The organism is Micromonospora sp. NPDC047465 (assembly GCF_040643125.1).
In the GTDB taxonomy this organism is placed as follows: domain Bacteria; phylum Actinomycetota; class Actinomycetes; order Mycobacteriales; family Micromonosporaceae; genus Micromonospora.
The window spans coordinates 22120-35388 of record NZ_JBEYTP010000036.1; the positions used below are offsets into that span (position 1 = coordinate 22120).

A 13269-nucleotide genomic window follows, 5' to 3' on the forward strand; every position below is an offset into this window, starting at 1 on the left:
CCCCTTTCTGGCGCGGGCGTGGTGCGGGTAGCGCATGGGACGGCCGTGTCGCGGTCCGTGTACCGTGCAGGGAAGGGCACGGTGCGGCGTAGGTGACAACGACACGGAGGCGGCGGTGCGCGAGCTGAGCGTGGTCGGAGTTCGGGTGGAGCTGCCCAGCAACCAGCCGATCGTCCTGCTCAGGGAGGTCGAGGGGGACCGCTATCTGCCGATCTGGATCGGCGCGGTCGAGGCGACGGCGATCGCTTACGAGCAGCAGGGGGTCAAGCCGGCCCGGCCGCTGACCCACGATCTTCTGCGGGACGTGTTGGCGGCGTTGAAGGCGCCGTTGCGGGCGGTGGAGATCACCGAGCTGAAGGAGAACGTCTTCTACGCCGATCTGTTGATCGGTGACGGGGTGCGGGTGTCGGCCCGGCCGAGTGATTCCATCGCGTTGGCGTTGCGGGTCGGTGCGCCGATTCGTTGTGCGGAGGAGGTCCTCAGCGAGGCGGGGATCGTGATTCCCGACGAGCAGGAGGACGAGGTGGAGAAGTTCCGCGAGTTCCTGGAGCAGGTGCGTCCGGAGGACTTCGCCGGCTGAGTCCCGTGTCTTCCCCGGGCGTCACGTTCGGTGACGTTCCGGCGCGGTGGGTGATCTTCGTTGTCGTGGCGCGGCGTGTCGCGTCGGTTCCTCCGGGGCAATCTCTGAAGGCGGCTATAGGGTTGCCGTGTCGAGGGGTGCACGTCCCGGAAACGACGTGTCACCGCACTGGCGGGGAGGTTGTCCGGATGCACGAGCCGCGAGATCCCGATCCGGGTACGGAGCTGGACGAGCCGGGTGTGACGTCGCCAGGGTTGGCGACTGAGGGTGACGACACCGTTGGCTATCGAGGTGTGACGGCCTGCCATGCGGTGGGGATCAGCTACCGCCAGTTGGATTACTGGGCGCGCACCGGGTTGGTGGTGCCGAGCGTGCGGGACGCGTCGGGTTCGGGCACGCAGCGGTTGTATTCGTTCCGGGACCTGGTGGTCCTGAAGGTGGTGAAGCGGCTGCTGGACGCCGGGGTGTCGTTGCAGAACATCCGGAAGGCGATCGAGGCGCTGCGGTCCCGTGGGGTGGCGGATCTGGCGGGCATCACGTTGATCTCCGACGGGACGACCGTGTACGAGTGCCGGTCGCCGGAGGAGGTGGTCGACCTGTTGCAGGGCGGCCAGGGGGTGTTCGGCATCGCGATCGGCGGGGCGTTCAAGGAGATCCAGGGTTCGCTGTCGCATCTGCCGGCGGAGCCCGCGACGTCGGTGCCGCCATCGGTGCCGGCGGGCGATCCGGTGGGTGACGAGTTGGCGGCGCGCCGGGCGCGGCGTCGGGCGGGCTGAGCGCGGCGTCGGGGCGCGTGCCCCCCGGCCCCAGGCCGGGGGGCGGCGTGTTCACTCCCTGCGGTGACGGGTGGTCCCACAGGTGGGGCGGCTCGACAGCGCCCACGCGACCACCGGCGGGCCACACCCCACGCGCCGCAACCCGCACCGCCGTGCCAACGCCCACCGCCGGCCACCGGGCGATGCGGGGCAAGCGCACGCGTGGGGATGTCCAGAGTGGCGTGCTTGCGGGGGCAAACGTCGATTGTGGACGTTTTCGGCGTGAGTCGGGCTGTTGACAGTCTTTGCGTAGCCGGGAATCCTATGTGCGGCGCGCGGCTTGCCGCGCGCATGTCACTGTCCGTGACATGCGCGGTGGCGGGTCGGTGAAACCGTGCCGGGGGACGACGCAGAAGGCGACGACCGCGCCTGCCCGACGATCGGATTTGAACAAAGTGCAGACTGACTATCATGCCGCCGCGGTGTTGGTGGATGCCGGCGGGCGTGTCGTGGACGGCGAGGGGTCGGGCTGCCCGGTGGCGCATGCTCCCCGGCCGCAGGCGCCTGCGATGGAGGACGTGGCGGCGGAGGCCGTCGAGTTCCTGCGTCTCTACCACGCGGAGCGGCGGCTGCCGGACGTGGCCGCGCGGATCGCGGAGGTGCGGGAGGAGATCGCGCTGACCGGCACGTACCGGCACACCTCCGAGGAGCTGGCGTACGGGGCGAAGGTGGCGTGGCGGCAGTCGGTGCGCTGTGTGGGGCGGGTCCGGTGGGCCGGGTTGAGGGTCCGGGACCGGCGTGACGTGACGACGGTGACGGGGATCGCGCAGGAGTTGGCGCAGCACCTTTCGGTGGCTGACAACGGTGGGCGGATCCAGTCGGTGATGACGGTGTTCGCGCCGGACCGGCCCGGGGTGGGTCCGCGGGCGCGGATCTGGAACGACCAGTTGATCCGCTACTGCGGTCATCGGATGGACGACGGGTCGGTGCTGGGTGATCCGGCGCAGGTGGCGATGACGGACGCGGCGCGGCGTCTGGGGTGGCGTCCGCCGGCGGTGCCGGGACGGTTCGACCTGCTGCCGTGGGTGATCGAGACGGCGTACGAGGATCCGACGCTGGTGGAGGTGCCGCGGGACCTCGTCCGCGAGGTTGCCCTGACGCATCCGGCGTACCCGTGGTTCGAGGAGTTGAGGCTGCGCTGGCACGCCCTGCCGGTGATCAGCAACATGCGCCTGCGGGTCGGTGGGGTGGACTACAGCTGTGCCCCGTTCAACGGGCACTACCTCGGTGACGAGATCGGCACCCGGAACATGGCTGACCGGGACCGGTATGACCAGTTGCTGCCGGTGGCGCGGGGGTTGGGGTTGGACACCTCGCGGGAGGACACCCTGTGGCGGGAGCACGCCGTGTTGGTGATCAACCAGGCGGTGTTGCACTCGTTCCGGGCGGCGGGGGTGCGGGTGTCCGATCCGCACACCGAGTCGGAGCTGTTCATGAAGTTCTGCGCGCAGGAGGAGCGGGCGGGCCGGCCGGTGCACGGTGACTGGTCGTGGCTCAACGGCAGTGTGGGGTGGGCGGCGTTGCACGCGGTGCACCACCGCTACTACGACACCCGGGTGCCGGATCCGAACCTGTGGCAGGGCGACCGCGCGTACGGGGCGTCGGGCGTGGTGGGGCTGACCCTGCGGGAGCGTCACGACGCCGCCCGCCGGCAGGAGGGCTGAGGCATGGACGTCGCGGCGTTACGCCAGAGTTGGGCGCAGTTCTGCGTGGCTGGTCCGGAGGCGGCGAAGTACTTCTACGCCACGTTGTTCGTGATCGCGCCCGAGGCCCGCACGATGTTCCCGACGAACATGCAGTACCAGCAGGACAAATTGCTCTCGGCCTTGGGGCACATCATCACCCACGTCGACGACGAGCGGGAGTTGACGGCGTTCGCGCAGCGGTTGGGGGCCGACCACCGGCGGTTCCGCGGCGAGGACCAGCAGGGTCGGCCGGTGCCGTTGGCGGAGTGGCACTACATCTGGGTCGGGCAGGCGTTGCTGGCGACGCTGGAACGCTTCCTCGGGCCACGGTGGACGCCGGCTCTGCGCGCGGAGTGGGCCGCGGCGTACGAGCTGGTGGCGCGGTTGATGCTGACGGGGGCGGCGGAGGCGGAGCGGACGTCGCCGCCGTACTGGGAGGCGGAGGTGCAGTGGGTGCAGCGGCGCCGCGCCGACGTGTGCGTGTTCACGGTCCGCCCGAACTACCTGTGCGACTACCTGCCGGGGCAGTCGCTGCCGGTGCAGGTGCCGCAGTTGCGCATGTGGCGGTACCTGTCGCCGGCGAACGCGCCGCGCGCCGACGGGACGATCGAGTTCCATGTCCGGGCGGCGGGTCGCTTCTCCACGCATCTGGTGCGGAAGCTACGCGAGGGCGACCAGTTGTTGTTGGGGTTGCCGGTGGGGGTGGCGTTGTCGTCGTACGACCGGTCGCAGTTGCCGTTGCTGCTGGTGGCGGGCGGCACCGGGTTGGCGCCGTTGCGGGCGGTGGCGGAGGCGTTGCAGCAGGGGTCGGGGCGTGCGACGACGCTGGTGGTGGGCGGTAAGACTCCCGACGACCTGTACGACGACCGGGCGTTGCGGGAGTTGGCGGCGACGCCGCCGGCGGGGTCGTGGCGCTCCGGTGCGGGCGGCGGCTGGTTGCGGTACGTGCCGACGGTGGAGAGCGGCTGGCAGTGGCAGGGTGAGGTGGGTACGGCCGGTCAGACCGCGGTGCGGTTGGGTCCGTGGCGGGACACCGAGGTGCTGGTCTGCGGCAGTCCGGAGATGACCCGGGAGACGATCACCGCCCTGACGGTGTCCGGTGTGCCGCCGGAGAGGATCCTGGTCGAGAGTTACGACCAGTCTCTTTATCCACCTCTCGCGAGTGCGGCGGCCGCCGCGCCGCGGGACTTCAGTTGGACGGGTGTCCGATGAGCATCGATAGTGGCGACCGGGTCTCCGCCGCCCCGACCGGGGAGCTGACCCGGGCGTTGGGCGCGCTGGAGGCCCGCCGTTTCCGGGGCAGCCAGTGGCTGTCCGCCGACGAGGTCGCCGGCCTGGCCCGGTCGGTCGACGAGCGGATGGCGTTGCTCGACGGTGAGGTGGATCGGCTGCGGCGGGAGAACGACGGGCTGGTGCGGCAGGTGGAGATGCTGCGTCACGGCGCGCTGCCCAGCACCGCCCCGCAGGGTCCGGATCCGCTGGTGGTCGAGTTGGCGGTACGGGCGCAGGACGAGGCGAACCGGACGATCAGCGAGGCCAGCACGGAGGGCGCGGAGATCATCGCCGACGCCCGGCGACAGGCCGACGAGATCCTCGCCGAGGCGCACCGCCGGGCGGGGTCTCTTTCCCCTCAGGGGGAGCCTCGGGGTGAGGACCTGCGGCGGCAGGTGCGGGAGCTGGAGGGCCGGCACGCGGCGCTGGTGGCGGCGGTGGCGACGGCGCAGCAGCAGCTGAGCCAGTGGCAGGAGCACCTGTCGGCGCAGTCGGAGCAGTTGCGGGCCGACGCCTACGCCGCCGGGGCGGCCAGTGCGCGGCTGCGGGCGGTGCTCGACGGCTGACCCCGTGGGACGCCGCGCCGGGGGTGCCGGACAAGGCGTGGTGGGCGCCGCCCGATTCCGGCGGCGTCCGGCGGGGACCTTGGGGCCGGTCAGCCGGCGGCGACGGAGGCGACGGCGTCGGCGATCGTGGTTTCCCCGCCGACCAGCTCCAGGATCTGCCCGGCGGTGCGGGGCTCGTAGAGCAGGGCGAGCAGCACGCGGGCGACGTCGGCGCGGGTGACCGCGCCCGGGGGCACGTGCCGGGCCAGGGTGATCCGTCCACTGGGTGGGTCGTCGGTGAGCCGGCCGGGCCGCAGCACGGTCCAGTCGAGGTCGCGGCCGGTCACGTCGTCCTCGGCGGCTTTCTTCGCCCGCAGGTACGCCGCGAACACCTCGTCGGTGCCGGCGGGCGGCTCGCCGTCCACGCCCATCGAGGAGACCAGCAGGTAGCGGCGGACGCCGGCGCGTTCGGCGGCGTCGGCGAGCAGCACGGCGGCGGCCCGGTCGACGGTGTCCTTGCGGGCGGCGCCGCTGCCGGGGCCGGCGCCGGCGGCGAAGACCACCGCGTCGGCGCCGGCGAGGTGGCCGGCGAGGTCCTCGACGCCGACGTGTTCGAGGTCGGCGACGACGGGGTGGGCGCCGGCGGCGGTCAGCGCGGCGGCGTGGTCGGGGTTGCGGATCAGGCCGACGGCGGTGTCGCCGCGCCCGGCGAGTTCCCGGTGGGTCAGTTTGGCGATCTTGCCGTGGCCTCCGGCGATGACGACGCGCATATCTGCCAACCTAGTCGCCGCTCCGGCACACCGTGGCGGGGTCGCGGGGTGTTCGCCGGGGCGCGGGTCGCTGAGGCAGCATGGACGGGTGACGGAGACGATCGACGCGCTGGCCGGCCTGGTGGCGGGCGGTGGTGTCGTGGTGTTGAGCGGGGCGGGCCTGTCGACCGAGTCGGGCATCCCGGACTACCGGGGGCCCAGCGGGGCGGCCCGTCGGCACACCCCGATGACCTATCAGGTGTTCACCCGCGACGCGCAGGCGCGGCGGCGTTACTGGGCGCGCAGCCACCTGGGGTGGCGGGTGATCGCGCGGGCGGCCCCGAACGACGGGCACCGGGCGGTGGCCCGGTTGCAGCGCGGCGGCCTGGTCGACGGGGTGATCACGCAGAACGTCGACGGGTTGCACACGGCGGCGGGCAGCCCGCGGGTGGTGGAGTTGCACGGTCGTCTCGACGAGGTGGTGTGCCTGGGGTGCGGCAACCAGACGTCCCGGGAGGAGTTGGACCGGCGGCTGCGGGAGGCGAACCCGGGGTTCGACGCGCGGGTCTCGGCGGTCAACCCGGACGGTGACGTGGATCTCGCCGACGACGAGGTGGCGGAGTTCCGGACGGTCGACTGCACGTTCTGCGGTGCCGGGGTGCTCAAGCCCGACGTGGTGTTCTTCGGCGAGACGGTGCCGGCGCCGCGGGTGGCCCGCTGTTTCGACATGGTGCAGCGGGCGCGGCTGCTGCTGGTGCTGGGGTCGTCGTTGACGGTGATGTCGGGTCGCCGGTTCGTGTTGCGGGCGGCGAAGCTGGGCATCCCGGTGGTGATCGTCAACCAGGGGCCGACGCGGGGCGACGGGTATGCGGCGTTGACCCTCGACGCGCCGCTGGGCCGGTTGCTGCCGGCGCTGGCCGATCGGACGGTGGGGGCGCCGGCTGCCGGTGACGGGGGCGTGGGCGTGGCGCCGACCGGGTTGACCGCAGTGCGGTAGCCGGCGCGTGCCCCCGGTGACGGCGACGGGCGCTGCGGCTACGCGCCCGGCGTCGCGGTGCCCGGCGGGCAACGGGTGCGGGAGCGCGTCTGGTGGGACGACCGGGGATCAGTCGAGCAGGCCGGCTTGGTGGGCGAGGATCGCCGCCTGCACCCGGTTGGTGAGGCCCAGCTTCGTGAGGATCCGGCTGACGTGGGTCTTCGCCGTCGCCTCGCTCATGTAGAGCGTGGCGGCGATCTCGATGTTCGACAGACCGCCGCCGACGGCGACCAACACCTCTCGTTCCTTGTCCGTGAGCACGGTGAGCCGCCGCTCGGCGCCGCTGCGCCGGGCCGGTGCCGGCCCGGCGAACGTGCGCAGCAGTCTGCGGGTGACGCGTGGGGAGATCATCGCGTCGCCGCGCGCCGCACTGCGGACCGCGGCGAGCAGGTCGCCGGCCGACGCGTCCTTCAGCAGGAACCCGACAGCGCCGTTGCGGAGTGCGGTATGCACGTACTCGTCGAGGTCGAACGTGGTGAGCACGACGACGTGTGGCGGCGGGTCGAGCCGTGCCATCCGCTCGGTCGCGGTCAGCCCGTCGCCTCGTGGCATCCGGATGTCCATGAGGACGACGTCGGGCCGCAGCGTCTGTGCGACGTCGACGGCCTCGACGCCGTCGGACGCCTCGCCCGTCACCGTGATGTCAGGTGCCGCCTCCAGGATGGTGCGCAGCATCGAACGCACCATCCACTCGTCGTCGACGATCAGGGTTCTGATCGGGGCGGTGGGAGTCGTCATCGCTGCTCGCTTCGGCAGGTCGGCACCTCGGCGGTCACCTCGAAGCCGCCGTCGCAGGTGGGGCCCGCGGTGAACTCGCCGCCGACGAGCCGTACCCGCTCTGCGAGCCCGAGCAACCCGTGGCCGCCGGCCGGCAGCGACGCATCCGTGACCGGCCGCCCCCGGCCGTTGCGGACCGACAGTCGCAGCAGGTGCGCGGTCTGCTGGATGCGTACGCGGGTCGGTGCTCCCGGCGCGTGCCTGTGCACGTTGGTGAGCGCCTCCTGGACGAATCGGTAGGCCGTGTGTTCCACGAGCAGCGGGGGCCGCTGCCCGGTCGGGTTCGCCACGTCGAGAGTCACGGGGATGCCGATGCGCCGGGACTCCTCGATCAGGACGTCCAGGTCGGCCAGACCCGGCTGTGGGGTGAGCGGGGTGTCGTCGTCGTTGCGCAGGACCGCCACCAGGGCGCGGAGTTCGGCGAGCGCTTCGCGCCCGGTCGCTCCGATCTGTTGTCCGATGGCGACCGCGTCCTCGCCGTTGGCGACCTGCAGGGCTGTGGCCTGCAGCACCATCAGCGAGACCCGGTGGGTGACCACGTCGTGCATGTCACGGGCGATGTGGGCCCGTTCGTCGCTTCGGGCCCGGGCGATGCGCTGCTGCTGCTCGCGTTCGAGGCGTTCCGTCCGCTCCCGGATGCGTTGCACCAGCTCGTGCCGGGTGCCGACGTACATGCCCAGGAGCACCGGCGCGACACACACCGCCATGCTGATCGGAAGCGCGCCGTCGGCGCCGGCGTGCCGCCAGATCGGCACGCCCACCAGAACGGTGGACGCCAGCGTGGCGGCGGCGACCCTGGGCCACGCGGTGCTGCGCTCACCCAGCGTGTACAACGCGACCACGACGGCCGCGTGGGCCGACACGAGAGCGTTGGCCAGCAGTGATCCCGCCAGCAGGATCACCGGCAGCCTGCGCCGCCACCTGGTCAGCAGCCCCGCTCCGACGGCGAGCGGGACGCCGAGCCACGGCGGCGGGATGCGGTCGTCGAGTCCGGCGAGCGTCGGGCCGAAGAAGTCGTTGGTGCCGAACTCGCCGGTCGCCGTGAGCACCGCGACGAGGAGCGCCACTGCCGTATCGGTCACGGGGCGGCGGCGGTACCAGGGCGTCGCCGGGTGCGGGTCGCGCGTATTCATCGTGCTCACAGGCTAGGCGCCGGCACCGGTGTGCGCGTCAGCAGAAAGTTGTACGCCACGCCGGCGAAACACCGCCGATCCATTGATCGACTTTGCCGGATCGGCCGACGCCTCGGCACGGCACCGTTGGCGACGCTGGTCACATGGTCTTCCACGGACGGCTTGGCCGGTGGCTCAGCCCCACGAACCTGCAGTTCGCCTTCGGGATCTTCGCGCTCGTCGCGGGGGCCCTGGTCGCGCTGCGGCAGGACGCTCATCACCCCCTGTTCCAGACCGCCGGGACGGTCGGGTACGCGGTTGCCGCGGTGCTCTCCTTCGGGAGCTGGTTCGCGCTGCGCCGCGCCGCGACCGCCGCGCGCGCCCGGCGGCTCCTGATCGTCTTCCACCTGCTGTTCATCCCCGCGCAGTTCCTGTTCCTGCTCGCCCACCAGATGCCGTGGCTGGGCATGCTGCTGTCGACGATGATCACGGTCGGGCTGAGACCGCGCTTCCCGCGGCTCGGGCGGACGTCTCGCAAGGTGTGGCTGACGCTGCACATCGGTATCGGCGTGGGCTGGTTGGGCGTCTCCCTCGGGATGCTCGCCCTGTCCGTCGTGGGGGTGACCACGGACCGGCACGAGGTACGGCATGGCGCCTACGTGCTCATGGGCACGTTCAACGTCGTCCTGGCGATCCCGAGCGTCTTCCTGGCGATCATCACCGGCGCGGTGGTGTCGCTCGGCACGCCTTGGGGGCTGATCAAGCACCGGTGGGTCCTGGCCAAGTTGATCATCGCGCTCAGCCTTCCGGTCCTCGCCACGTTCGAGGGCCCGTGGATCGACGAACTGGCGGCGCGCACCAAGGACTCCGCCGCCGAGCCCGGCCGGACCGGGATCCTGCTGGTCGGCGCCATGGCGCTGTTCCTCGCCCTGCTCTGGACCGCGACGATCCTGTCCGTCTTCAAGCCCGGCGGCAGGACACGCTGGGGGCGCAGGGAGAACCCGACAGGGCAGCCCGCGCAGACCGCGGTGACGGTGGGTGCCGTCCAGCCGATCGCCGACGGCACCGTCGTACCGGACCTCACGGCGGCCGGCGCGGCCGACCTGGACGCCCGGCGCGCACGTCGACCTGGTGCTGCCGTCGGGTCTCGTGCGGCAGCACTTCCTGTGGGTGACCCGGTCCTCGACCGCTGACGACCGCGGTTGCCTGGTCAGCCGGCGGCGCGGGGCTGGTCGATGACCCACCGCCAGATGCCGTCGGGCTGGCGGCGGGCCACCTCGACGGTGACGCTGCCGTCGTCGAGCCGGGTGGAGGTCAACGCCAGGTCGCCGGCGCGCAGGGTGGGTCGCGCCTCGCCGGGGACGAAGGTGGGCCGGTCGGCGAGCAGCCGGGTGAACGCGGCGCGGATGGCCTGCGTGCCGGTGGCCGGGCCGGCGGGGGTGTCCAGGACCGCGTCGGGCTCGTAGAGGGCGACCAGGCCGTCGACGTCGCCGGCGTTGGCGCGGGCGACGAAGAACCGGCCGAGGTCCTCCGGGTGGGTCGCGGGCTCGGGCACCAAGTCACACCTCCACAGCTCACCGTGATCATGCCGTGGGGGTACGACATCCATCGGCCGACGGGGCGCTGGTAGCGTTGACCATGCCGGTACCACCCACGTGGGAGAGACCGCCCAGACAGCACCTCGGGCGGCGCCGAAGGGGCAAATCCTCCCCGGAACCTCTCAGGCAAAAGGACCTCGTGGGCAGGCACTGTGGAGCGCTGTGCGGGCGTGACAGAGGGGGAGGCCGACCTGTCGACCTCGCCTCAGGGGAGCGCCACCCATGACCGCAGAGCAGTTCGCCGCCCGCCACATCGGCCCGGATCCGGCCGACGAGCGCCGGATGCTGGAGGCCGTCGGCTACGGCTCGATCGAAGAGCTGATGGACGCGGCGATCCCCGAGGTGATCCGCTGGCACGGCACCCTGGACCTGCCGGAGCCGGCCACCGAGCACGACGCGCTCGCCGAGCTGCGGGCCCTCGCCGCCCGCAACACCGTGGCCGTGTCCATGATCGGCCTGGGCTACCACGGTACGCACACCCCGGCGGTGATCCGCCGCAACGTGCTGGAGAACCCGGCCTGGTACACGGCGTACACGCCGTACCAGCCGGAGATCAGCCAGGGCCGGCTGGAGGCGCTGCTGAACTTCCAGACGATGGTCACGGACCTGACGGGGCTGGCCACCGCGAACGCGTCGATGCTCGACGAGGGCACCGCGGCGGCGGAGGCGATGACTCTCGCCCGCCGCGCGTCGAAGAGCAGGAGTCCGGTGTACGTCGTCGACGCCGACACCCTGCCGCAGACCATCGCGGTGATCACCAGCCGGGCCGAGCCGCTCGGCATCGACGTGCGGGTGCTCGACGTCGAGCGCGAGGAGCTGCCGGCGGACTTCTTCGGTCTGCACCTGCAGTACCCGGGGGCGTCCGGGGCGGTGCGCGACCAGGCGGGCCTGGTCGAGGCGGCGCACGCGGCCGGCGCGCTGGTCACCGTGGCGGCGGACCTGCTGGCCCTGACGCTGCTGCGCCCGCCGGGGGAGATCGGCGCCGACATCGCCGCCGGCACCACCCAGCGGTTCGGCGTGCCGATGGGCTTCGGTGGGCCGCACGCCGGCTACCTGGCCGTGCGGGCGGGCCTCGAGCGGATGCTGCCCGGCCGGCTGGTCGGGGTGTCCCGCGACGCGGACGGCAACCCGGCGTACCGGCTGGCGTTGCAGACCCGCGAGCAGCACATCCGGCGGGAGAAGGCGACCAGCAACATCTGCACCGCGCAGGTGCTCCTCGCCGTGATGGCCGGCATGTATGCCGTGTACCACGGCCCGGAGGGGCTGCGCGCGATCGCGGCGCGTACGCACTCCTGGGCGGCGCGGTTGGCGGGCGCGCTGCGCACCGGCGGCGTCGAGGTCACCGACGTCGCGTTCTTCGACACGGTCACCGCGGTCGTGCCCGGCCGGGCCGCCCAGGTCGTCGCGGCGGCCGCCGAGCGGGGGGTCAACCTGCGGCTGGTCGACGCGGACCGGGTGGGGATCTCCTGCGACGAGACCACCACCCACGCGCACCTGGACGCGGTGTGCGACGCGTTCGGGGTGCCGCGTGCCCACGGGGAGACCGACTCGCGGCTGCCCGAGGCGCTGGCCCGCACGTCGGACTTCCTGACCCACCCGGTGTTCCGCAGCCACCACTCCGAGACGGCGATGCTGCGTTACCTGCGGCGCCTGTCGGACTTCGACTACGCCCTGGACCGGGGGATGATCCCGCTCGGGTCGTGCACGATGAAGCTCAACGCCACCACCGAGATGGAGCCGGTGAGCTGGCCGGAGTTCGCGCACGTGCACCCGTTCGCGCCGCAGGCGCAGACGGCCGGCTACCGGGAGATGATCGCCCAGCTGGAGGCGTGGCTGGCGGAGGTGACCGGCTACGACGCGGTCAGCGTGCAGCCCAACGCCGGCTCGCAGGGTGAGCTGGCGGGTCTGCTGGCCATCCGGGCCTGGCACCGCAGCCGGGGGGAGGGCCACCGGGACGTGTGCCTGATTCCGTCGTCGGCGCACGGCACGAACGCGGCCAGCGCGGTGATGGCCGGGATGCGGGTCGTCGTGGTGGGCTGCGACGACGGCGGCAACGTCGACCTGGTCGACCTCGACGCGAAGATCGACAAGCACCGCGACGCCCTCGCCGCGATCATGGTCACGTACCCGTCGACGCACGGGGTGTACGAGACGGGCATCGCGTCGCTGTGCGCGAAGGTCCACGACGCCGGCGGTCAGGTGTACGTCGACGGGGCGAACCTCAACGCGTTGGTCGGGTTCGCCAAGCCGGGCCGGTTCGGGGCGGACGTGTCGCACCTGAACCTGCACAAGACGTTCTGCATCCCGCACGGCGGCGGTGGTCCCGGGGTGGGGCCGGTGGCGGTGCGGGCGCACCTGGCGCCGTTCCTGCCGGGCGACCCGCTGGGCGCGCACGTCGACGGCCGGCCCGCGATCTCGGCGGCGCGGTACGGGTCGGCGGGGATCCTGCCGATCCCGTGGGCGTACCTGCGGATGATGGGCGCGGCGGGGCTGGCCCGGGCGACCGGGGTGGCGGTGCTGGCGGCGAACTACGTGGCGGCGCGGCTGCGCGGGCACTTCCCGGTGCTGTACGCCGGCAACAAGGGCCTGGTGGCGCACGAGTGCATCCTCGACCTGCGGCCGCTGACGAAGGCGACCGGGGTGAGCGTCGACGACGTGGCGAAGCGGCTGATCGACTACGGGTTCCACGCGCCGACGATGTCGTTCCCGGTGGCGGGGACGCTGATGGTGGAGCCGACCGAGAGCGAGGACCTGGCCGAGCTGGACCGGTTCTGCGACGCGATGATCGCCATCCGGGCGGAGATCGACAAGGTGGGTGCCGGGGAGTGGCCGGCGGGCGACAACCCCCTGGCGAACGCGCCGCACACGGCGGCGATGGTGGCCGGGGACGAGTGGCCGCACGCGTACCCGCGGTCGGTGGGGGCGTACCCGGCCGGGGTGGACCGGGCCGGGAAGTACTGGCCGCCGGTGCGGCGCATCGACGGCGCGTACGGCGACCGGAACCTGGTGTGTTCCTGCCCGTCACCGGAAGCGTTCGAGAGCTGAGGTCGCGGCGCGCCGGGGCGGTCGAGGTGCCGCCCCGGCGGATGCGTCGACCTGG

12 protein-coding genes and 1 riboswitch are annotated in these 13269 nt (G+C 72.6%); of the genes, 8 read left to right on the top strand and 4 right to left on the bottom strand.

Annotated elements, in window-relative coordinates; all coding sequences use genetic code 11:
• The first annotated feature begins 115 nt into the window (after positions 1-115).
• From ABZ793_RS26380 to ABZ793_RS26400, 5 genes are all read left to right on the top strand, one after another.
• Positions 116-580 (top strand): bifunctional nuclease family protein, encoded by a 465-nt coding sequence (locus tag ABZ793_RS26380; protein WP_089014393.1) that lies wholly within the window; start codon positions 116-118, stop codon positions 578-580.
• A 188-nt stretch (positions 581-768) separates the two neighbouring features.
• On the top strand, positions 769-1356 hold the full coding sequence (locus ABZ793_RS26385; protein WP_357461941.1) for a MerR family transcriptional regulator: 588 nt from the start codon (positions 769-771) through the stop codon (positions 1354-1356).
• Positions 1357-1904: 548 nt separating this feature from the next.
• Positions 1905-3059 carry a nitric oxide synthase oxygenase gene (locus ABZ793_RS26390; RefSeq protein ID WP_357461897.1) on the top strand — a complete coding sequence of 385 codons (1155 nt, stop codon included), beginning with the start codon at positions 1905-1907 and terminating at the stop codon, positions 3057-3059.
• A 3-nt stretch (positions 3060-3062) separates the two neighbouring features.
• Positions 3063-4292, top strand: a complete 1230-nt coding sequence (locus ABZ793_RS26395; protein ID WP_357461898.1) for a globin domain-containing protein — start codon at positions 3063-3065, stop codon at positions 4290-4292.
• Positions 4289-4918, top strand: a complete 630-nt coding sequence (locus ABZ793_RS26400; RefSeq protein ID WP_357461899.1) for a hypothetical protein — start codon at positions 4289-4291, stop codon at positions 4916-4918. Before ABZ793_RS26395 ends, ABZ793_RS26400 begins: the two co-directional genes overlap by 4 nt.
• Positions 4919-5007: 89 nt before the next feature.
• Here the strand turns inward: ABZ793_RS26400 and ABZ793_RS26405 are convergent, their stop codons facing one another.
• Complete coding sequence (locus ABZ793_RS26405) at positions 5008-5667, bottom strand: NAD(P)H-binding protein (protein WP_357461900.1); 660 nt, start codon at positions 5665-5667, stop codon at positions 5008-5010.
• 88 nt (positions 5668-5755) lie between these two features.
• On the opposite strand from ABZ793_RS26405, the gene ABZ793_RS26410 reads away from it, so the two are divergent.
• Positions 5756-6643, top strand: a complete 888-nt coding sequence (locus ABZ793_RS26410) for an NAD-dependent protein deacetylase (RefSeq protein WP_357461901.1) — start codon at positions 5756-5758, stop codon at positions 6641-6643.
• Between the two features lie 108 nt (positions 6644-6751).
• On the opposite strand, the gene ABZ793_RS26415 is transcribed toward ABZ793_RS26410, so the two are convergent.
• Both ABZ793_RS26415 and ABZ793_RS26420 read right to left on the bottom strand, forming a co-directional pair.
• On the bottom strand, positions 6752-7420 hold the full coding sequence (locus tag ABZ793_RS26415; protein WP_357461902.1) for a response regulator transcription factor: 669 nt from the start codon (positions 7418-7420) through the stop codon (positions 6752-6754).
• A complete protein-coding gene (locus ABZ793_RS26420) occupies positions 7417-8541 on the bottom strand; it encodes a histidine kinase (protein ID WP_357461903.1) in 1125 nt (374 codons plus the stop codon). Before ABZ793_RS26420 ends, ABZ793_RS26415 begins: the two co-directional genes overlap by 4 nt.
• 194 nt (positions 8542-8735) lie before the next feature.
• Between ABZ793_RS26420 and ABZ793_RS26425 the strand changes: the two genes are divergently transcribed.
• Positions 8736-9764: a hypothetical protein gene (locus ABZ793_RS26425; protein ID WP_357461904.1), complete on the top strand. Its 1029-nt coding sequence runs from the start codon at positions 8736-8738 to the stop codon at positions 9762-9764.
• A gap of 17 nt (positions 9765-9781) precedes the next feature.
• Here the strand turns inward: ABZ793_RS26425 and ABZ793_RS26430 are convergent, their stop codons facing one another.
• The gene (locus ABZ793_RS26430) at positions 9782-10126 is read right to left on the bottom strand and encodes a nuclear transport factor 2 family protein (protein WP_357461905.1); all 345 of its coding nucleotides are present in this window, start codon (positions 10124-10126) and stop codon (positions 9782-9784) included.
• A gap of 91 nt (positions 10127-10217) precedes the next feature.
• Positions 10218-10317, top strand: a riboswitch (glycine riboswitch).
• 74 nt (positions 10318-10391) lie between these two features.
• Here ABZ793_RS26430 and gcvP point away from each other — a divergent pair.
• Positions 10392-13214: an aminomethyl-transferring glycine dehydrogenase gene (gcvP, locus tag ABZ793_RS26435; RefSeq protein WP_357461906.1), complete on the top strand. Its 2823-nt coding sequence runs from the start codon at positions 10392-10394 to the stop codon at positions 13212-13214.
• Positions 13215-13269 lie beyond the last annotated feature (55 nt).

Excerpts from the sequence above, each read along its gene's own strand:
- ABZ793_RS26385 (WP_357461941.1), top strand. The coding sequence starts at position 769 with ATGCACGAGCCGCGAGATCCCGATCCGGGTACGGAGCTGGACGAGCCG.
- ABZ793_RS26390 (WP_357461897.1), top strand. The coding sequence starts at position 1,905 with ATGGAGGACGTGGCGGCGGAGGCCGTCGAGTTCCTGCGTCTCTACCAC.
- ABZ793_RS26395 (WP_357461898.1), top strand. The coding sequence starts at position 3,063 with ATGGACGTCGCGGCGTTACGCCAGAGTTGGGCGCAGTTCTGCGTGGCT.
- ABZ793_RS26400 (WP_357461899.1), top strand. The coding sequence starts at position 4,289 with ATGAGCATCGATAGTGGCGACCGGGTCTCCGCCGCCCCGACCGGGGAG.
- ABZ793_RS26405 (WP_357461900.1), bottom strand. The coding sequence starts at position 5,667 with ATGCGCGTCGTCATCGCCGGAGGCCACGGCAAGATCGCCAAACTGACC.
- ABZ793_RS26415 (WP_357461902.1), bottom strand. The coding sequence starts at position 7,420 with ATGACGACTCCCACCGCCCCGATCAGAACCCTGATCGTCGACGACGAG.
- ABZ793_RS26425 (WP_357461904.1), top strand. The coding sequence starts at position 8,736 with ATGGTCTTCCACGGACGGCTTGGCCGGTGGCTCAGCCCCACGAACCTG.
- gcvP (WP_357461906.1), top strand. The coding sequence starts at position 10,392 with ATGACCGCAGAGCAGTTCGCCGCCCGCCACATCGGCCCGGATCCGGCC.